The sequence below is a fragment of the Actinomadura sp. NPDC000600 genome (assembly GCF_040492135.1).
GTDB lineage: Bacteria > Actinomycetota > Actinomycetes > Streptosporangiales > Streptosporangiaceae > Spirillospora.
The window spans coordinates 14,951-34,198 of sequence record NZ_JBEUPD010000059.1 but is presented as its reverse complement, the minus strand read 5'-3'; the positions used below and the strand labels follow the sequence as shown (position 1 = coordinate 34,198).

16 protein-coding genes and 1 pseudogene are annotated in these 19,248 nt (G+C 69.2%); 12 read left to right on the top strand and 5 right to left on the bottom strand.

All coding sequences use genetic code 11. The features are described from left to right. The coding region (locus ABWI07_RS41910) for a beta-ketoacyl synthase N-terminal-like domain-containing protein (RefSeq protein WP_353821943.1) at positions 1–2,954 on the bottom strand (2,954 nt) is incomplete at its 3' end. 1,113 nt (positions 2,955–4,067) lie between these two features. On the opposite strand from ABWI07_RS41910, the gene ABWI07_RS41905 reads away from it, so the two are divergent. Then, positions 4,068–4,304 carry a hypothetical protein gene (locus ABWI07_RS41905; protein WP_353821942.1) on the top strand — a complete coding sequence of 79 codons (237 nt, stop codon included), beginning with the start codon at positions 4,068–4,070 and terminating at the stop codon, positions 4,302–4,304. Between the two features lie 71 nt (positions 4,305–4,375). Here the strand turns inward: ABWI07_RS41905 and ABWI07_RS41900 are convergent, their stop codons facing one another. Then, positions 4,376–4,615, bottom strand: a complete 240-nt coding sequence (locus ABWI07_RS41900; RefSeq protein WP_149256870.1) for a DUF5988 family protein — start codon at positions 4,613–4,615, stop codon at positions 4,376–4,378. Between the two features lie 291 nt (positions 4,616–4,906). Between ABWI07_RS41900 and ABWI07_RS41895 the strand changes: the two are divergent. Further along, positions 4,907–5,695 (top strand): annotated as a pseudogene (locus ABWI07_RS41895) (IS5 family transposase). 15 nt (positions 5,696–5,710) lie between these two features. Here ABWI07_RS41895 and ABWI07_RS41890 read toward each other — a convergent pair. Further along, positions 5,711–6,361, bottom strand: a complete 651-nt coding sequence (locus tag ABWI07_RS41890) for a TetR/AcrR family transcriptional regulator (RefSeq protein ID WP_149256791.1) — start codon at positions 6,359–6,361, stop codon at positions 5,711–5,713. 127 nt (positions 6,362–6,488) lie between these two features. Here ABWI07_RS41890 and ABWI07_RS41885 point away from each other — a divergent pair, with 127 nt between their 5' ends. From ABWI07_RS41885 to ABWI07_RS41845, 9 genes are all read left to right on the top strand, one after another. Next, entirely contained in the window at positions 6,489–7,475 is a 987-nt protein-coding gene (locus ABWI07_RS41885) for an alpha/beta hydrolase (protein WP_353821941.1), read from the top strand. Positions 7,476–7,527: 52 nt separating this feature from the next. Next, positions 7,528–8,847, top strand: coding sequence for an ABC transporter substrate-binding protein (locus tag ABWI07_RS41880; RefSeq protein WP_353821940.1), 1,320 nt, complete (start codon positions 7,528–7,530; stop codon positions 8,845–8,847). 220 nt (positions 8,848–9,067) lie between these two features. Further along, positions 9,068–9,880: a carbohydrate ABC transporter permease gene (locus tag ABWI07_RS41875; protein WP_149256794.1), complete on the top strand. Its 813-nt coding sequence runs from the start codon at positions 9,068–9,070 to the stop codon at positions 9,878–9,880. Then, complete coding sequence (locus ABWI07_RS41870) at positions 9,877–10,698, top strand: carbohydrate ABC transporter permease (RefSeq protein ID WP_235036475.1); 822 nt, start codon at positions 9,877–9,879, stop codon at positions 10,696–10,698. Before ABWI07_RS41875 ends, ABWI07_RS41870 begins: the two co-directional genes overlap by 4 nt. Before the next feature lie 480 nt (positions 10,699–11,178). Continuing rightward, positions 11,179–13,455, top strand: a complete 2,277-nt coding sequence (locus ABWI07_RS41865) for a trehalase-like domain-containing protein (protein ID WP_353821939.1) — start codon at positions 11,179–11,181, stop codon at positions 13,453–13,455. Positions 13,456–14,307: 852 nt separating this feature from the next. Continuing rightward, positions 14,308–14,616: an ArsR/SmtB family transcription factor gene (locus ABWI07_RS41860; protein ID WP_200841599.1), complete on the top strand. Its 309-nt coding sequence runs from the start codon at positions 14,308–14,310 to the stop codon at positions 14,614–14,616. Between the two features lie 65 nt (positions 14,617–14,681). Continuing rightward, positions 14,682–15,713, top strand: coding sequence for an ACR3 family arsenite efflux transporter (gene arsB / locus ABWI07_RS41855; protein ID WP_353821944.1), 1,032 nt, complete (start codon positions 14,682–14,684; stop codon positions 15,711–15,713). Between the two features lie 37 nt (positions 15,714–15,750). Further along, complete coding sequence (locus tag ABWI07_RS41850) at positions 15,751–16,404, top strand: arsenate reductase ArsC (RefSeq protein ID WP_353821938.1); 654 nt, start codon at positions 15,751–15,753, stop codon at positions 16,402–16,404. Beyond that, a complete protein-coding gene (locus ABWI07_RS41845) occupies positions 16,397–16,819 on the top strand; it encodes an arsenate reductase ArsC (RefSeq protein WP_353821937.1) in 423 nt (140 codons plus the stop codon). Before ABWI07_RS41850 ends, ABWI07_RS41845 begins: the two co-directional genes overlap by 8 nt. A 149-nt stretch (positions 16,820–16,968) precedes the next feature. On the opposite strand, the gene ABWI07_RS41840 is transcribed toward ABWI07_RS41845, so the two are convergent. After that, positions 16,969–17,382, bottom strand: coding sequence for an ArsR/SmtB family transcription factor (locus tag ABWI07_RS41840; RefSeq protein ID WP_235036476.1), 414 nt, complete (start codon positions 17,380–17,382; stop codon positions 16,969–16,971). Positions 17,383–17,453: 71 nt separating this feature from the next. Between ABWI07_RS41840 and ABWI07_RS41835 the strand changes: the two genes are divergently transcribed. After that, positions 17,454–18,551 (top strand): flavin-containing monooxygenase, encoded by a 1,098-nt coding sequence (locus ABWI07_RS41835; RefSeq protein ID WP_353821936.1) that lies wholly within the window; start codon positions 17,454–17,456, stop codon positions 18,549–18,551. A gap of 73 nt (positions 18,552–18,624) precedes the next feature. Here ABWI07_RS41835 and ABWI07_RS41830 read toward each other — a convergent pair whose 3' ends face one another. Beyond that, positions 18,625–19,077, bottom strand: coding sequence for an OsmC family protein (locus ABWI07_RS41830; protein ID WP_353821935.1), 453 nt, complete (start codon positions 19,075–19,077; stop codon positions 18,625–18,627). Positions 19,078–19,248 lie beyond the last annotated feature (171 nt).

Sequence of the window (19,248 nt, the reverse complement as noted above, 5' to 3'; positions counted from 1 at the left end):
GTGCGGGTCCAGGCGGCCAGCCGGCGGGCCTGGTCGCGCACCGCGCCCTGGCCGCGACCCGACACCACCCACACCACCGGACCATCCCAGCCGGCGGACTCGGCGCGCGGATCAGCCGCGGACTCGGCGGACTCGGCGGACTCGGCGGACACGGTGCGCGGCTCACCCGCGGGCTCGGCGTGCGGCTCGGGTTGGGGGGCTTGTTCCAGGATGAGGTGGGCGTTGGTGCCGCTGATCCCGAACGAGGACACTCCGGCCCGGCGCGGCCGGTCCACCCGCGGCCACTCGGTGGCCTCGGTCAGCAGCCGCACCGCACCGGCCGACCAGTCCACCGCCCGCGACGGCTCGTCCACATGCAACGTCCGCGGCAATATGCCCTCTTGCAGCGCCATGATCGCCTTGATGACCCCGGCGACCCCGGCCGCCGTCTGCGCGTGGCCGATGTTCGACTTCACCGAACCCAGCCAGAGCGGACGGTCCTCTGGACGGTCCTGGCCGTAGGTCGCCAGCAACGCCTGGGCTTCGATCGGGTCGCCCAGCGAGGTGCCGGTCCCATGGGCCTCCACCACGTCCACGTCCGCACCCGACAACCGCGCATTGGCCAGCGCACGCCGGATCACCCGCTGCTGCGAAGGACCGTTCGGCGCCGCCATGCCGTTGCTCGCGCCGTCCTGGTTCATCGCCGAACCGCGGATCACCCCCCACACCCGCCGCCCATGACGCACCGCGTCCGACAACCGCTCCAACACCAGCACCCCGGCGCCCTCGGAGAGGGACATGCCGTCCGCCGCGGAGGCGAAGGGCTTGCAGCGTCCGTTCGCGGCGAGGGCGCGCTGCCCCGCGAAGCCGATGAAGGTGATGGGCGTGGCCATGACGGCGACGCCGCCGGCCAGGGCGAGGGAGCATTCCCCGGTGCGCAGTTCCTGGCAGGCGAGGTGGATCGCCACCAGCGAAGACGAGCACGCGGTGTCCAGCGTCACCGCCGGGCCCTCCAAACCCAGCGTGTAAGACACCCGCCCCGACACCACGCTGGCCGTACTTCCTGTCGTGAAGTGGCCCTCCAGGCCTTCGGGCACTCGGTCGAGAGTGGTGCAGTAGTCCAGCAAATTGCAGCCGATGTAGTTGCCGACTGCCGTCCCCTTGAGCGAGCGCGGGTCGATTCCCGCCCGTTCGAAGCCCTCCCACGAGACCTCGAGCATGAGCCGCTGCTGCGGGGCCATGGCCAGCGCCTCACGGGGAGAGATCCCGAAGAACCCAGGGTCGAATTCCCCGGCCACTTCGAGGAAGCCCCCCTGCCGCACATAGGTCTTGCCGGGCTTGCCTGGCTCGGGGTCGTACAGGTCGGCGGCGTCCCAGCCCCGGTCCTCCGGAAACCCGGAAATGATGTCGGTGCCACCTGCGACCAGGTTCCACAGGTCCTCGGGAGACCGCACACCACCCGGATAACGGCAGGCCATCCCGACCACTGCGATCGGCTCGTGATGCTTCTCCTCGGCCCGCTTCAGCCTCGTGCGCGTCTGCCGCAGGTCAGCGGTGACGCGCTTCAGGTAGGCGAGAAGTCTTTCTTCAGAGGTCGCCATGGGTCGCCGTTCTCCTTGCAGGACGGGTTGGGGGACCATGGGAGAGGCCCGGTTGAGCGGCGGAGGTTCTGAGCTGGGCGTGGCCGCCGCCGCGTAAAGACGTTCCTCGGCCGCGTCGCCGGCGCGCGCCATCGCGAACGCCAGGACGGGCGGGGCCATCACCGACGTGATCACAGCGACGAGCACGACGATGGTGTAGGTGTCGGTGCTGAGAATGCCCAGCCGCAGCCCCACCATCGCCACGATCACTTCGATGACGCCGCGCGCGTTCATCCCCGCGCCGATCCCCAGGGCCTCCCAGCGGTTCAAGCCACCGCCTACGGCGCCCAAGGACGCGCCGAGGAACTTCCCGATCACGGCGATCGCCAGAATCGCCACGGCCGTCCCGAGGACGGTCGGGTCTGCGAGGCCGGTCAGGTCGATGCGCAGTCCCGCGGTAGCGAAGAAGAGCGGTGCCAGGAACGACAGCACGACCGTTCGCAGAGCCGAAAGGTCCTCGGGCGGTACGGCCCCTGAGGCGCGCAGGACGATCCCGCAGAGGAACGCGCCGAACACGGCCTCCAGTGACATCGCGTGAGTACCGGCGGCGGCCAGCAGGATCAACACGACCACCGTGCCCACGATCGGTCGGTCGCGGTCCCGGCCCGCCGTTGCCGTCACGAACACCCTGGCCAACAGAGGTCCGGCCAGTGCGGCGAACAGCACCGTGCCGGCCAGGGAAGCCAGGGCGAGGGTGACGTTTCCCGCCCGGATTCCGGATGTCGCCATCGCTGAGAGGAGGGAGAGCAGGAACCAGCCCACGATGTCGTCGATGACGCCCGCGGTCAGGATCAGCTGGCCGACATTGCGATGCTGGAGCCGCATGTCGATGAGCGTCTTGGCGATGACCGGGATGGCGCTCACGCTCATCGCCAGCCCCAGGAAGAGCGCGAAAACCGTGGGATCAGCCGAATCGGGGACGACCTGCTCTGGCAGCAGGAAACCCGCCGCCACGCCGAGCGCCAAGGGGACCGCGAACCCGGCCAAGCTGATCTGGGCCGCCGCCCGGCCACGGCGGCGGAGCTTCCCGAGCTCGATCTCCATGCCGGTGAGCCCGACCAGCAGCACGAGGCCGAGCTGTCCGGCGGCGTCCAAGAGGTGCATCTGATTCGGGCCGCGGGGGAAGAGCCACGTGGAGAGGCCCGGGAGCAGGTGCGCCAGTACCGAAGGACCGAGAAGGATGCCCGTCGCCAACTCACCGACGATCGCCGGGAGGCCGGCCCGCCGCGCCAGGCGCCCGAGCAGGACCGCGACACCCAGCAGGATCGAGATCTGGAGCATGAAGATCTCAAGCTGGTGAGGCGGCAGAGGCGCGATCGGCGCCTGGGCGGGCATACGCACTCCCGGAGGTCCACGGGTACGGAGGGCGCTCGCGCGGCGCCCCTTCAGCGATGCAACCCGCCAACCCCCGGAGACGTCGCCCCCTAACCTCCGTGCACTGCCCCTAGAGGACGCCGCTGAGCACTGAGGCGAGCGGGCTCAGCGGTCATTGCTGAAAAAGGTGCGCCGGGAAGTCTGGTCGGCGTGGTTCCGCCCTTCCTGGGGACGCGCTTGGGCCTGCCTCGCCCTTCGCCGGCCCTGACCAGGAAGCCAGAATCGACCTACTCAGGCTGCTCGCCGACTGCGCCGTCCAAGGAACCAACTGGTACGCCCCGCCGGACGATCGGTTCGCCGCCGTGATCGCCCGCATCGCCTCAAGCGACATCCTGTGGCTCCTGCGCTGTATCGGCTGGTTACGCAACACCCGCAATCTAGCTCCCGCGGCGATCGTCGCGTCCGCCGAATTGGTTCGGTTCCGAGTGTGCAACGGGGGACACCGGGAATCGCGGGATCATCAGTATGGTCCTGCGAAGCCCTGACGAACCCGGTGCCCTGCTCGGCTATTGGGTCACACAACACGGAAGGCTCGTGCCCAAGCCTGTCCAGCGCGGCGTCGCCGACGCGGTCAGGAAGCTGCAATCAACCCCTATTTCGACGGCAGACAGGTCAATGAAGAAAGAGGTGAATGTTCACCTGTCGCCTCATGTCGCCTCTGATCTGGTGTAATAAATTCCATTCTCTTCGATTACGTAATTTGAGGCCGGGAGGGCGTGCGCTTTCCTAGCTGACCAAACTTGCCGGATTTGTCGGACTCGCCGCCCTGGTCTTGTCGGTGCCGGCATCCGCCACTGAGGTGGCGGCGCCGGATGAGCGTCCGCTGGGATTCTGCTGACCAACGACGACGGCTTCCCCGCGCCGACCCTGCAGGCCCTGCGCAACAAACTACTCGCGGCCGCCTGAAGGTGCCCGTCGATCGCGGTCAGCACCGAGTTCGACCCGGCAGACCTCGGCGCCACCGCCGCCATACCCGCCATACCCGCCACGGCGGACTACCTGACCAGGCTGATCGCCAAGCTTCGCGAGCACGCCCGCGAGGGCCGCCTGCTGCCCCCGCACACCACGCTGAACGTGAACTACCCGCTTACCCCGGCGGGTCCCCGAGGCACCAAGATCACCGGGCTGGTCCGGACCTACCGGGGGTGGTTCCACTGCACACCCGCCGGCGGCGACGTCTACAAGATCGAAGGGGACTGCCCGCAGACCCCTGAGCCGGTGCGCAATGCCGACAACACCGCGCTGAAGGCCGACTACGTCTCTGTCACTCCAATGGACGCGGATTGGTCGACCGCGACTCGCCTGGACTGACTGACTGACTGACTGAACGAGCCCGCATCGCAAAGCGCACGTCCCCGGATGCCCACGATGCCGCTGATTCTCTACTCGGCGATTCGCGTGCGCATCGTCCAGCGGAAGATCCGCTGAGGCCGGGTGGCCGGGGTGGGGGAACCGTCGTCGAGTTCGAAGTGCTCGTACCCGCCCCGGTGCATGATCTTGATGATGCGGTCGGTGGATTCGGCCTGGCGTGTCCGGGCCGATTTCGGAAGGTCGTCCGGCCCTCCAATGAGCACGGCGTCCACACGAGATTTTGTCGAGTGACCCCTGGCGGCATCGTTCATCGAGTCGCTCTCCTTCATGGCCTCCTCTTGAGGATGAAGCTTCCCGGGAGAGGGCGACACCCCTAATCTGACCCCTACAAACGAAGGAACCCGGTGTCGCGACCGACACCGGACCGCCTGGGCGCTGGTGCCAGGTGTCGACCGCAGACGGTAAGCCAACCGCCTCGCGTCCATGCCGCTGCTCTCCCCGAACCGCTATAAGAGGTCATAACAAAATGTGCATGTGATGCGGCATGGTGTGATGTCCGGGTGTGATGTGGGCGGGTGCGTAAGGGCGAGCAACCCCCATGGATCGTGGCCGACAGCCTGTGGGAGCGGATCGAGCCGCTGCTGCCGAAGGTCGAGCGCCGCAAGCACCACCCTGGGCGTAAGCGGTTGGACGACCGCAAGGTGCTGTGCGGGATCTTGTTCGTGCTGCACACCGGGATCCGGTGGGAGTTCCTGCCGCAGGAGCTGGGGTTCGGTTCGGGTATGACGTGCTGGCGGCGGCTGGCCGAGTGGCACCAGGCGGGCGTGTGGGAGCGGCTGCACCGGCTGCTGCTGGAGGAGTTGCACGCCGCCGGGCAGCTGGACTGGTCCAGGGCGCTGATCGACAGCTCGCATGTCCGCGCGCTCAAGGGCGGCCCAAAACCGGTCTGAGCCCGGTCGACCGCAGTCGGCCGGGCTCCAAGCACCATGTGTTGACCGAGGGGCGCGGCATCCCGCTCGCCCTGTCGCCGACCGGCGGAAACCGTAACGACGTCACCCAGTTGATGCCGCTGCTGGACAAGGTGCCGTCCGTCCGGGGCCGGGTCGGACGCCCTCGCAGCCGGCCCGAGCGGCTGCTGGCCGACCGCGGCTACGACCACGACAAATACCGCCGGCTGGTGTGGGCCAAGGGCATCAAGCCGGTCATCGCCCGCCGCGGAAGCCCCCCACGGCTCCGGGCTGGGCGTCCACCGCTACGTCGTCGAGCGCACCATCGGCCTGCTGCACTGGTTCCGCCGCTTACGCATCCGCTGGGAGACCCGCGACGACATCCATGAAGCGTTCATGACCCTCGCCGCAGCCATCATCTGCTGGCGACGCCTCGTCCGCTGATTCTGTTACGACCTCTTAGCGCGGACTGGAAGTGGCTGACTCGGTGGTCAAGAGTGCGGTCTGCTGCGCCGCCCATTGGGCGGCGGCGTCAGCGACTGGAATCGTCGGGTTGACCAGCCACGCCGCCTCGAGGCCGTAGCAGAATGCGATGATCTCCATGGCTTTCAGCCGCGGGTCCACGTCGTCGCGCATCTCACCCCGCTTCTGGGCGGACCGCAACGTGGCCGCGACGCGGTCGATCGTCGTCCGGTAGCCCTCGGCCAGGCGGGGATGGAGGTCGGTGTCCTTGCCGACGTTCTCCGCGAGCACCACCGTGTTCAGGCCGATCAGGCTGTACACGCTGTCGTCATGCGGCTGGCTCGGCCAGTCGGCCATGTGCCTTGCGATGATCCACAGGATTTCGAGGCCGGGGTCGGGTCCGTCGCCCCACAGCCACTGCTCGGTGAACTCCAGGTAGCGATCGAGCACGGCATTGAGCAGCGCCTCCTTGCTGCCGAAGTGATACAGCAGCCCGGCCTGCGACACGCCTGCTTCGGCCGCGATGTCGCTGAGGCTGGTGCCCCGTGCTCCGTTGCGCGCGATGAACCGCACGGCGACCTCGACGATGCGCTCCCGAGTCTCGATGCCCTTGGCCGACGAAGTCTTTGGCCTGGGGGAAGGGGGCACGGCTGGTTCTCCCTCGCGCTGACGAAAGGTCGGCCCCAAGTATAGACAACTGACTGAGTACTCAGTAACCTCCCGGAAACAGACTGAGCGATCAGTCAGTATTGAGTCGACGCAGATGGGGGACCGAGTGAGCGCAGAGTTCGGGCAGCAGCGGCCGGACGTCCACGATGGGGAAGCGCCGCCTCAGCCGCACGAGCAGGTCCTCGGGTTTCTGGCGCGAGCGGCGCCGTCGCCCGACCCCTGGGCCGCCGACCTCGCCGCTCTGCGCAAGGACGCGCGGGAGCGTGTCCTGGCGGTGACGGGCGATCCGCAACCCGTGGTGTCCGTCGAGGCGATCGACGCGGACGGAGTCGGGGGCCGGCTGTACCGGCCCACCGGTACGGAGCGGGCAGTGCTCATCTGGGCCCACGGAGGCGGCTGGATCCACGGCGACCTGGACACCGCCGACGGGGTCGCTCGGGCTCTCGCGAACCAGGGGGGCTGCGCCGTGCTCTCCGTCGACTACCGACTTGCGCCCGAGCATCCGTTTCCCGCCGGCTTCGACGACGTGTGGACCGCCGTCGATTGGGCGCGGCGCCTCTTCGACGGTGTCGCCGTCGGCGGGGACAGTTCAGGCGGCAACCTCGCGGCGGCCGTGGCCCTCAAGGCTCGTGACGACGGGGTCGAGATCGCGGCTCAGATGCTCGTGTACCCGGTGCTCGACAGCACGGAGGACACCGACTACAAGGTCGCGTTCAGGCGGCGATACGTCCGCTTCGCCGGTCAGCCGGGCTTCGGTCCCAACACCTACCGGCGCCTCAAACACATCTGGGGGGCCTACGTCCCCGACCCGGCGCTGCGGGCCTGTCCGTACGCGTCGCCGCTTCACGCACCGTCATTGGCAGGCGTTGCACCCGCAGTGATCATCACCGCCGAACACGACTTTCTCCGCGGCGAGGCCGAGGACTACGCCGGGCGGCTGCAGGCCGAGGGCGTGCCCGTCGAGCTGCGCGAGTACGTCGGCCAGATCCACGGCTTCTTCGAGATGTTCAGCGTGATGACCGACTCGCACCACGCCGTCGGCGTCGCCGGGGATGCCCTGCGTCGCGCCTTTCGGCACCTAGACCCCATCTAGCCGCGAAGGAATTCCAGTGCGATCACTGACCCACTACCGCAAGGCCGTCCGGATGGCCGCCGCCACGGCGGCCGGAGCGCTGCTCCTCTCTGCGTGCGCACCGGGCGCGACGTCCGAGGCGGACAAGTCGTCGAAGCCGGTGAGCACGGACATCGGCGCCAAGCCCGTCACGTTGAACCTGCTCGTCACAAGCGGCACGGACGTGCCGTTCTTCACGGCACTCGGCAAGCTGTTCCACGCCGAGCACGCCAACGTCACCGTCAAGGTGACCAGCCAGGACTACGGTGCGCTGACCACCAACATCGCGCACATCCTCTCCGGCAGCGACGTGCCCGACCTGGTCCGGGTCCCCCAGTTCGGCAACCTGATCAACAATCGCCTCCTGGCGAACCTCGACCCCTACGCGAAGGCCTACGGCTGGGCCGGCTGGCCCCAATCGCAGTTCGCCTCGACTCGTGTCGCGGCAGACGGCAGAAAGCGCGGAACGGGGTCGCTGTACGGCGCCGGCCCGGGCTTCGGCCTGACCGGCGTGTACTACGACAAGGCGCTCGCGCAGCGCATCGGGATGTCCCGGTCGCCGGCGACCGTGGCCGAGTTCGAGGAGCTCCTCGCCAAGGCCAAGAGTGCCGGGCTGCAGCCGATCATGATCAACGGCAAGGACGGGGGCACCGTGTACCCGTTGCAGAACCTGCAGATGGCCTATGCGGGCAACGCGCAGGGCGTCCAGGACTGGAACTTCGCCAAGCCCGGCGCGAACATCGACACGCCGGCCACGGTGAAGGCCGCCACCACGCTGCACCGGTGGGCGCAGGCGGGGTACCTGCCGACCGACGTGAACGCCATCGACCAGACGAAGGCGCCCGCCGAATTCATGAAGGGCAAGGCCGTCTTCTTCCCCAGCGGGAACTGGCAGGCCCCCGGACTGGACAAGGCCGGTCCGGGCAAGTTCGGCTTCTTCCTGTTTCCGCCCGGCGAAGCCGGCGGTCCCTCCTGGGCGATGACCGCCGCCGACACCCTGGGGATTCCGACGAAGTCGCCCCATGCCGACGTCGCGGCGGCATTCCTCGACTTCGTCCAGACCGACCCGCAGGCCCGGCAGGACACGGTGACACTGGGCGGCCTCGTCCCGGCCGGGCCGGCTGATGCCACCGTGCCTACCGCGCCGGCCGGATCGGCCGTCGCCGCGACCGTCGCGGCGTTCCAGATCCTGCTGAAGAGCGAAGGGTTGGTGGGGTTCATGGCCGATGCCACCGCGTCGATCAACGTGAACACCCTGGTGCCGCAGACGCAGCTTCTTCTCAGCGGCAAGACGTCTCCGAAGGCGTTCGCGGCCAAGGTCCAGGACGACTATGAACGCGATCTCGGGCGCTGACGCCGCCCCTGGTGATCCGGTTCGGTCCCTGACGGGAGGCCCAATGTCGACGATCTCCAATCCGCTCGGGGCGGGCGGGGCTTCGGCCGCGCCGGTTCCGCGGAGCACGACAGATGCCGACGAACATCCCGCGCCCGGTGAGTCGGGTCGGCGTCCCCGGCGGGTCCGGGTCCGGGCCCGGCAGTGGAGCGCGCTGCTCTGGGTGGCGCCGGGGTTCGGAATGTATGCGGTGTTCGTGCTGTACCCGATGGCCCAGTCGGTGCAGTACTCCTTCTACGACTGGGACGGCGTCGGAGCGGCCACGCCGGCGGGGCTGGACAACTGGAAGGCGCTCATCACCCAGTCGGAGCTTCTGCACTCCGTCGAGCACGCCTTCGTCCTGATCGTGTTCTACACGGTGCTCCCGGTCGGACTCGGTCTGGTCGCGGCGACGCTCATCCGGGAGCTCAAGCCGGGCCCGTTCAACACCGTCGCCCGGGTGGTCCTCTTCATTCCCCAGGTGTTGCCGCTCGTCGCGGCCGGCATCGCGTGGACGTGGATGTACTCCTCGGACGGGCTCGTCAATCAGGTCCTGCGGGCGTTCGGCCTCGGTGCGCACACACGGGCCTGGCTCGGTGACTTCACGTTCGCCCTCCCGGCCGTCGGCGTGATCGGCGTCTGGGTGATGCTCGGCTTCTGCACGGTCCTGATGCTCGCCGGCATCGGCAAGATCGACCCGTCCCTGTACGAGGCCGCCCGGTTGGACGGTGCGGGACGGTTCCGCGAGTTCTTCGCCGTGACGCTGCCCGGGCTGCGTCAGGAACTCGTCGTCTGCACGACCTTCACCATGATCGCCGCCCTGGCCAGCTTCGACGTGATCCAGATCTCGACCCAGGGAGGGCCCGGTTACCAGACCATGGTGCCCGGCGTGGAGATCTACCGGCTCACGTTCCTCCAGCAGCACGTCGGCCAGGCATCCGCGCTGGCGGTGTTCCTGGCGGTCCTCGTCCTCGTCGTCATCTGGCCGATCCAGCGCCTGGGGAGGGAAAAGTGAGGACGTCCGCCGCACAGCGACTCACCCGCACCGGCATCCTGCTCGCGCTGATGCTGTTCGCCGTCGTGCCGCTGCTCAGCATGTTCACCACCGCCCTTGCGGCACCGGGCAGCTCTCCGCAGGGACTCAGCTGGCCGGCGCATCCGCACTGGCACAACTTTGTCGACGCGTGGAGCTCCGCCAACTTCGTCGCCCTGTTCCGTTCCAGCGCATTGATCGTGCTGGGCGTCGTCCCGGCCACCGTGGCGATGGCCACCGCCGCCGGCTACGCACTCGCCCAGCTGAGAGTGCCCGGTGGAAAGGCGATATACGCCATATTGATCGTGGGTCTCACCTTGCCGATCGAGGCACTCATCACCCCGCTCTACTACAACATCCAGGGCATGGGCTTGCTGGGGACGCGGCTGGCGATCGTCCTGCCGCTGATCGGGCTGCTGATGCCGTTCGGCATCTTCTGGATGCGGGCTCACTTCCTCGGCGCCGAGACGGCGCTCACGGAGGCGGCGAAGATCGACGGCGCCGGCACCTGGCAGACCTTCCGCCGTATCCATCTGCCGCTGGCCACTCCGGCCCTGTCCGCGCTCTCGGTCTTGTTCTTCCTCGCCACGTGGAACCAGTACCTGCTGCCGCTCGTCCTCGTCGACGATGCGACGAAACGCACGGTGGCCGGGGGGCTCGGCGCCTTCCAGGGCCAGTACGGCACCGACACCGTGCTGCTCTGCGCCGGATCACTGCTGATCATCCTGCCCTCGCTGGTGATCTTCCTGTTCTTCCAGCGCAACTTCGTCAAGGCACTGCTGCAAGGGGCCGTCAAGTGATGGGGTCGGTCCCCTCTGGATGACAAGCCGTCGTCGGCTCCGGCGCGAAGTCGTCAACGCCCACGTCCGGGCCTGCAATCGTTCTCGCCGAGGCGACCCGGGCCGCGCTGCGTCTGATGGCCGCCGGCCGCCTGAGCGTCGCGCCGTTGCTCCGTGTACGCCCGCAATGGCCTACCAAGCCTCGACTCCATATCGCACGGTTTCGCGAAAGCCGCAGTCACTCTCTTAGCATCCCCAGCGCTTCCTGAAGGTGGCTTGGACCTCCATTCACCTCTGCAGGAATTTCCTCCTACACCCATTCCCCATTGCGTCCTTCAGCTCTGTTCACCCTATTCGCATGACACCATCCGGAGGCAGCGCCGTATGAGCGCAACCTTGGACCCGAGGGGTCCCCACCACCCGCACCTGCGGGAGCCGAGTGCGGTCGATGACGGCCTGCGCGATCACGATCTCGCGGCCGCCGTACATCGCATAGCGCGCGTGCCGCGACTGCTGGTGGCCTGCACCTATGACGGCGTCCTCAGCAGCCCCGGCACCGATCAGGGCCAAGCCGCCGAAACCCCCGAGGCCGTCGCTGTCCTGCGGGAAATCGCGGCGCTGCCGGACACCTCGGTCGCGGTGTTGTCAGGCAGACCGCTGGGTGAGCTGGCCACGCTGTCGCGGCTGCCCGCCGAGGTGCATCTCATCGCCGGCCACGGCGTCGAGCACACCCTCGGACCCGCACTGATCACTACGGACGCCGTCAGCGCGGTGGACGCCCTGCGCACCCGGAACTCGGCCGGGGCGGTGCTGTTCATCGGCGACGGCCAAGCCGACGCGCAGGTGTTCGCCCGGCTGAACGGCCCGGACCTGGGCATCGACACCGTCTTCGCCCCCGGTGAGCCCGCCGCCACGGCGGCCATCGCGCTGGCGCTGCTCGAGCGGACCCGCCGTCGGTGGCTGTACGGAGAGCCGACCGTCCCCATCGAACGTCACTCCCTGCTGTCCGACCAGCGTACGGTCGCACTTCTCACCCCCGACGCCACCGTCACATGGCTGTGCCATCCCCGCCCTGACTCGCCCACTCTGTTCGGGCACCTGATCGGCGGTGCCGCCGCCGGACGGCTGACCACGAGCCCCTACCGCGGCGGCCTGCCTCTGGGCCAGCGCTACCGGACCGGCACGATGACCCTGGAGACCCGGTGGCCCGGACTGACCGTCACCGACTGGCTGGAGTCCGGCGCCCCGACCGGCCCGGACAGTTCGGGCGGACACCCCGATGCGAGGGCCCCGCTCGCCGGCACCTCCACCCTTGTCCGGGTGCTGTCGGGCACGGGCACGGCCCAGCTGGAGTTCGCTCCGCGTCCGGAGTTCGGTCAGGTCGAAGTCCGGCTCGCGCCCCGTCCCGGCGGGCTGCTGGTGGCCGGTTCCGGCGAGCGGGCGGCCCTGTACTCACCGCAGGTGGAATGGACCGTGCGGTCCGATGAGGACGGCCACGACACCGCGCGCGCGATCGTCGACCTCGCGGCGTGCGGTGGCACCGTCGCCATCGAACTGCGCCTGGGCACACACGATCTCCACCACCCCCCGACCGACGTCGGGAGCCGGCAGGCGCTGGCCGAGCGGCCGTGGCGGGACTGGGCGGCGGGGTTGCGGCTGCCGACCTTCGCGCGCGCCGACGTGCTGCGCAGCGCCCTGACGCTGCGCGGGCTGTGCCACGCGCCGACAGGAGCCATCCTGGCCGCCGCCACCAGCTCGCTTCCCGAGGAGATCGGAGGAGTCCGCAACTGGGACTACCGGTACTGCTGGCTGCGCGACGCCGCGATGACGGCCCGCACCCTGGTCGACCTGGGAAGCCTCCACGAGGCCGAGGACCTGCTGCACTGGATCGGCGGCCTGGTCGCGGCCACCGGCGGCCACCCCGAACGCCTGCACCCGCTCTACACCCTGGACGGCCGGCACCTCGGCCCCGAAGCCGTCATCGACACCCTGCCCGGCTACGCCGGCTCACGGCCCGTCCGCGTCGGGAACCTCGCCGACCGCCAAGTGCAACTCGACATCTTCGGGCCCGTGACCGACCTGATCGCCGCGGTCGCCGATGCCCGCGGCGGCATCGGCGACGAGGAGTTCGGCATCGTCGAGGCGGCGGTCCAGGCCGTCCACCGACGCTGGCATGAGCCCGACCACGGACTGTGGGAGGCCCGGCTGCCCCGGCGCCACCACGTCTACTCCAAAGTGATGTGCTGGCTGGCAATGGACCGCGCCCTCCACATCGCGGCACAGCATCGCGGCCAGGACCGGCCCGCGTGGCGACGGTTGCGCGACCAGATCGCCTCCGACGTCACCGAACACGGCTGGCATCTCGACGCGAACGCCTACACCGTCGCCTACGGCCATCCTGACCTGGACGCTTCCTCGCTATGGGTCGGGCTGTCCGGCCTGCTCGACACCGACGACCCCCGGTTCCTGGCCACTGTCGAAAAAGTCGAAGCCGAACTGCGCAGCGGCCCCGTCGTCTACCGCTACCGCTGGGACGACGGCCTGCCAGGCCGAGAAGGCGGCTTCCACCTGTGCACCGCCTGGCTCATCGAGGCCTACCTGCGCACCGGCCGCCGCGACGACGCCGAAGAACTGTTCACCCAGATGCTCAACACCGCCGGCCCCACCGGCCTGCTCCCAGAGCAATACGACCCCCTCACCGAACGCGGCCTGGGCAACCACCCCCAGGCCTACACCCACCTCGGCGTCATCCGCTGCGCACTCCTGCTGAACACCTGACACACGACCACCACTCCCCACCCCGCACACCTGGCAGCAGCCCCCGCCACGACCGCGAACGCACGACGGCGGGGGCCGTGGGTCTACTCGGAGTGCGCGCTCACAGCCGCGATGCAGGCGAGCACATCCGGAGCAGGCTCGGTCTCTTCCTTCCCGGAAGAACTCAAGGCCCCCGGCGGGAGCGGCGAGAAACACATGTCGGTGGCCGGTTAACATCCTCACAATCGGCTCGCGGAAAGACATGGGTTTCTCGTGTGCAGTCAGGGAGCCACGGGAGCCAGTTTCGGGAGCCACGTGCGCTTCGCAGATTCCCGAAGCGCTCACCCAGACGGTCGATCATCATGAGGGTGCGGTTCTGCTCGGCCGAGTTCGGTGACGGAAGCTGCATTGGCCTTCTTGAGAACCTCGTTGGCCCGCTTGGAGTCGGCGTTCTCGGTGCGTAGCCGTCAGCTGCTGGCGCTTGACCGAGGAGCGTGATGACGGTCATGGGAGCACGGCCGCTGACATCGTCGGACCCGGTCTCGATGGTCATTGTCAGGGCCGACAGCCTCGCAGAGTTCGTCGCGCTTGACGATGCCCTCCGCGGCGAGCGTGCGCGCCCCCGGTCGAAACGCCCGTGACGGGCTGTGCCCGCGCTCCCGGCCGAATGGGTGTACGCGCAGGTCCAGGTAAGGGCTGTTGTGCCGCTGCGCGGCCCGGGTCGCCAGCATGGGGCATCCGAGGGTCGGGCTTTGCATCGAAAAGCTGCTGGCGTGTTGTGCTGCCGTCGAGTGCAGGGGTTGCGAACGTTTGCCGAGGTCGCGTCGCCTGGTCGGCCGTTACCGGCGGCTGCTAACGTATCAGTCTGTGGTGATGTCAGTCGGAACTGATGTGCTCAGGTTGTTGGCCGACCCGTTGCGCGCCCGGATCGTGTCGCTGCCGGCAGCGGAGGCGCTGTGCAACTGCCACCTCGTGGAGGAGACCGGCGCCAAGCAGACCAATATCTCCAACCACCTGCGGGTGCTGCGTGAAGCCGGCCTGGTGGACACCGAACCGTGCGGGCGTTTCACCTACTACCGGCTGCGCCCCGAGGCGCTGGAGCAGTTGGCCGCCGAACTCGGCGAGCTGGCCGCCGCCGCCCGCGAGGTCCAGACCCACCAGCGAAAGAGGCCCTGCGCGTGACCACCACGCAAGACTCCGGCACCGACCCCCGTCCCCCGGAGGACGGGGTGGTCGCCGGGCTGTCGATGCTCGACCGGTTCCTGCCCGTGTGGATCATCGCGGCCATGGCGCTCGGTCTCGGGCTGGGACGCGCAGTTCCCGGACTGGACGACGCCCTGGCCAAGGTCGAGGCGGGCGGGATCTCGTTGCCGATCGCTCTCGGCCTGCTGGTGATGATGTACCCGGTGCTGGCCAAGGTCCGTTACGACCGGCTGGACACCGTCACCGGGGACCGCCGGCTGATGGTCGCCTCGCTGCTGCTGAACTGGGTGATCGGCCCGGCGGTGATGTTCGCGCTGGCCTGGATGTTCCTGCCCGACCTGCCCGAGTACCGCACGGGGCTGATCATCGTCGGCCTCGCCCGGTGCATCGCGATGGTCATCATCTGGAACGACCTCGCCTGCGGTGACCGCGAGGCCGCGGCCGTCCTGGTCGCTCTCAACTCCGTCTTCCAGGTCATCGCGTTCGGTGCGCTCGGCTGGTTCTACCTCCAGGTCCTGCCCGGTTGGCTGGGACTGGCTACCGACGAGGCGGACTTCTCGATCGGCAAGATCGTGGTGAACGTGCTGGTGTTCCTGGGCATCCCGCTGGCGGCCGGATACCTCACTCGCCGCCTCGGTGAACGCGCCCGTGGCCGCGCGTGGTACGAGGAGCGGTTCCTGCCCCGGATCGGTCCCGTGGCGCTGTACGGGCTGCTGTTCACCGTCGTCATCCTGTTCGCCCTGCAAGGCGACACCATCACCAACCAGCCCGCTGACGTCGCCCGCATCGCCCTCCCGCTGCTGGCCTACTTCGCGGTGATGTGGGGTGGGGCCTTCGCCCTCGGCCGCGCCGTCCGGCTGTCCTATCCGCGCACCGCGACACTGGCGTTCACTGCTGCCGGGAACAACTTCGAGCTGGCCATCGCCGTGGCGATCGGAACCTTCGGCGTCACCTCCGGGCAGGCGCTGTCGGGCGTGGTCGGCCCGCTGATCGAGGTTCCGGTCCTCGTGGGGCTGGTGTACGTGTCGCTGTGGCTGCGTCGCCGATATCAGGTCGGCGGCGGTGACAGGAGATGACCAGCGCGGTTCCAGAGATCTGCCACGGAGGCCCGCAGTGATCACGACACCCGGAGAGGCGTTGTTCGATCGCATCGCCGCGCGGCTGGCCGGACGGTTCCACGGGCTGGTCTCCCCCGAGACCGCCCGCCGTCTGGTCGTCGACTCCTACGGGCAGCTGCGGGCCGCCTCCAATGTCGGCGCCCATCTGGTGGTGCTGGCCGAACGGTTCGCAGCCGAGCGGCTCACCGCGCTCGCCCAGGCCGAAGGAGGGCTCGACACGCCGGTCCCCGAGGTGCTGTTCGTCTGCGACGCCAACGCCGGCCGGTCCCAGATGGCTGCCGCGCTGGCCATTGCGCGTGGGCGCGGGCGGCTGCACGCCCGCTCGGCCGGCACCTCGCCGGCGGCCGAACTGGAGCTGGCCGTCGTCGAGGTCATGGCCGAGATCGGGGTGGACCTGTCGGCCGAGTTCCCCAAGCCGCTGACCGACGAACTCGTCGCCGCCGCCGACCTGGTGATCACCCTGGGCTGCGGCGGTGCCTGCCCGCTCCTGCCGCAGACCCGGTATCTGGACTGGGCCGTCCCCGACCCGGCCCACCAGCCGCTGAGCGAGATCCGCCGCATCCGCGACGAGCTCGACCTGCTCGTCACCGACCTGCTCGCCGCCCTCGGCCATCCCGGCCTCGACCAGCAATGGACCCCCGATGTCTGATCAGACTCTCTCCGGCAAGCCCAGCGTCCTGTTCGTCTGCGTTCACAACGCCGGACGCTCCCAGATGGCCGCCGCCTACCTCACCCACCTGGCCGGCGATGAGATCGAAGTCCGCTCGGCGGGGTCGGCACCGGCCGACCAGGTCAACCCCGCGGTGGTGGCGGCGATGGCCGAGGAGGGCATCGACATCTCCGCCGAGATCCCCAAGGTGCTGACCACGGATGCCGTCCAGGCCTCCGACGTGGTCATCACCATGGGGTGCGGTGACACCTGCCCGGTCTTCCCCGGCAAGCGCTACCTGGACTGGGCCCTCGACGACCCCGCCGGGCAGGGCGTCGACGCCGTGCGGCCGATCCGCGACGAGATCCGCAAGCGCGTCGAGAACCTTGTGAGCGAGCTGCGGCCGCAGGAGTGAGAACGCGGGGCCGGAGCCGACGGTGCGGTGTCCTCGAACTTCCGCGCCGGTGTGCGGCACCGTCCTCGCTCTCCGGCTCCTGTCCTGCCCCTGGTCGATCCGCGGCCGTTTGCCGGGCACGGTAGGAGGGGCGAGCCAGGGCGGCGGGTTCAGTCCGCGGGCGGGCAGCAGGTGTGCAGGTAGTCGCGCAGTTCGGTGAGCGACCGGTCGATCGCGGCGGAATCGATGCGGTAGAGGACCTGCTTGCCGTCCCTGCGTGAGGTGAGCAGGCCGCCCCGCCGCAGCAGCGCGAGTTGCTGCGAGGCGTTGGACTGGCCGACGCCCAGACGCTCGGCGACGGCGCCGACGCTGAGTTCGATGCCGCCGGCGAACAGTTCGAGCATCTGCTGCCGCTGCTCGCTGGCCAGCGCCTTGAGGAACTCGTGTGCTCCGGCGCCGAGCGGAGCGGCCGGCGTCCCCTCGCAGCCTCCGCCGGGCGACCTCGTGGCCGTCCCGTCAACCGGTCCTTCCATCGACATCGACTGGCTGGTCACCGGCTCGGCCATCGCTGCTTGCTCCTCCATGGGACGGGCTTCCATCCTAGGTCACATATCAATACTTGGACATTTTATGAAATGTTGATATGTTCCCCCGCATGTTCACCACCGCACCGCTGGTCGTCATCGGCGGCGGGCAGGCCGGTCTGGCCACCGCCCACACCGCTCGATCCCTCGGCTTGGCACCCATCGTCCTTGAGGCGGCCAAGCAGTCGGCCGGGTCCTGGCCGCACTACTACGACAGCCTCACCCTTTTCTCTCCGGCCCGCCGCAGCGCTCTGCCCGGGACGGTGTTCCCCGGTGATCCGGACGGCTACCCCGCGCGGGACGAAGTCGTGGCCTACCTGACCGACTACGCCGCCCGTCTGGACGCCGACATCCGCACCGGTCACCGGGTCACAGAGGTCGTGGCCGCGCAGGACGGTTCGCGAGGCGGATTCGAGGTGGTCACGGAGCGCGGCGAGGTCTTCGCCGCACCGCTGGTGATCGCCGCGACAGGCGGGTTCAGCCGCCCCCACCGCCCGGACCTGCCGGGTCTGGACGCCTTCCCCGGTACGGTGCTGCACTCCTCCGACTACCGGCGCCCCGACCCGTTCACGGGCCGGCGCGTGGTGATCGTGGGCGGGGGGAACTCGGCGGTGCAGATCGCCATCGAGCTCGCCGGGGTCGCCGACGTCACGCTGGCCACCCGGCATCCCCTCCGCTTCATGGCGCAGCGCCTTCTGGGCGTCGACATGCACATCTGGTTGCAGCGCACCGGGCTGGACACCGCGGGCTGGGCGCGCCCGCTGCTGACCGGCGGAAAGGGCGCGCCGGTGATGGACACCGGCACTTACCGCGACGCCATCGCCACCGGCAACCCCGACCGCCGCCCGATGTTCACCCGCCTGGAGGGAGACCAGGTTGTGTGGAGCGATGGGACGCGCGAACACGTCGACGTGGTGTTGCTGGCCACCGGGTATCGGCCGGGCGTGGACTATCTCGCCGGGTTCGGTGCGCTGGACCAGGACGGGCAGCCGCGCCACCGCGGCGGTGCCTCGCTCACCCACCCAGGACTGGGGTACGTGGGGCTGGAATGGCAGCGCTCGTTCGCCTCGGCCACCCTGCGCGGGGTCGCCGCCGACGCCCGGCACGTCCTCACCCGGTTGCGCAAGCAGAGACGCACCACCGACCGTGCGTTGACGTCGTCCAAATGATGACGGCGTAGGGCCCCGCTGGAGACGCCGCCGCTCGCCCGAGGACCTGACGGGCGCGCCACATCCGAGGCGATCAGGATGGCGCCGCGGCCGGTGGGCTCGCGACAACGCTGCCCTGCACCTCGCAGGTGGCGGCGAGGGTGTTGTAGACGGTGCCGTAGCGGCGCAGGTTGCGGTGCAGCAGATCGACCCGGTGTTCGGGTTCGTCGGTGTCCAGCCGCAGTTCATAGGTGAAGCGTGTGAAGGCCGGTGGAGCGTCTTGACGGTGGGCGGTCACCACGGCCTCAGCATGCCGGTACCGGAAGGGGAGGATCTGCCCGCACCGTTCGACGTTCTTGAGCAGGCAGGCGGCGAGCGCCGCGGCGAGAAGTTCGGCGGGGCCGGGCAGCCCGGACGGTGCGCTCGCCCAGGCGGTGTCGAGGGTGATCGCCTCGCTGCCGACGCTGACCAGGGCTCGGCCGGCCGAGGTGGTGGAAGCGGTGACCTGGTAGCTGGTGGGGGCCGGCTGGGTGATGGTGTCGTTCATAGCGGGCTCCGGGTGGAGTGCGGCGCTGCGAGAGCACAGCGACCGCGGGTGGGCCGTGCATGCATCGAAAGGACTGACGCTTTGATGCTCCACCGGGGACCCGCCCGTAAGGCAGGGGCCAAGGTCCCAAGGCGCCCGTCGGTCGGCCCGAGGCGGCGAGTCCGCACACCA

Excerpts from the sequence above, each read along its gene's own strand:
- ABWI07_RS41875 (WP_149256794.1), top strand. The coding sequence starts at position 9,068 with ATGTATGCGGTGTTCGTGCTGTACCCGATGGCCCAGTCGGTGCAGTAC.
- ABWI07_RS41845 (WP_353821937.1), top strand. The coding sequence starts at position 16,397 with ATGTCTGATCAGACTCTCTCCGGCAAGCCCAGCGTCCTGTTCGTCTGC.
- arsB (WP_353821944.1), top strand. The coding sequence starts at position 14,682 with ATGCTCGACCGGTTCCTGCCCGTGTGGATCATCGCGGCCATGGCGCTC.
- ABWI07_RS41900 (WP_149256870.1), bottom strand. The coding sequence starts at position 4,615 with ATGAACGATGCCGCCAGGGGTCACTCGACAAAATCTCGTGTGGACGCC.
- ABWI07_RS41840 (WP_235036476.1), bottom strand. The coding sequence starts at position 17,382 with ATGGAGGAGCAAGCAGCGATGGCCGAGCCGGTGACCAGCCAGTCGATG.
- ABWI07_RS41880 (WP_353821940.1), top strand. The coding sequence starts at position 7,528 with ATGGCCGCCGCCACGGCGGCCGGAGCGCTGCTCCTCTCTGCGTGCGCA.
- ABWI07_RS41835 (WP_353821936.1), top strand. The coding sequence starts at position 17,454 with ATGTTCACCACCGCACCGCTGGTCGTCATCGGCGGCGGGCAGGCCGGT.
- ABWI07_RS41860 (WP_200841599.1), top strand. The coding sequence starts at position 14,308 with ATGTCAGTCGGAACTGATGTGCTCAGGTTGTTGGCCGACCCGTTGCGC.
- ABWI07_RS41830 (WP_353821935.1), bottom strand. The coding sequence starts at position 19,077 with ATGAACGACACCATCACCCAGCCGGCCCCCACCAGCTACCAGGTCACC.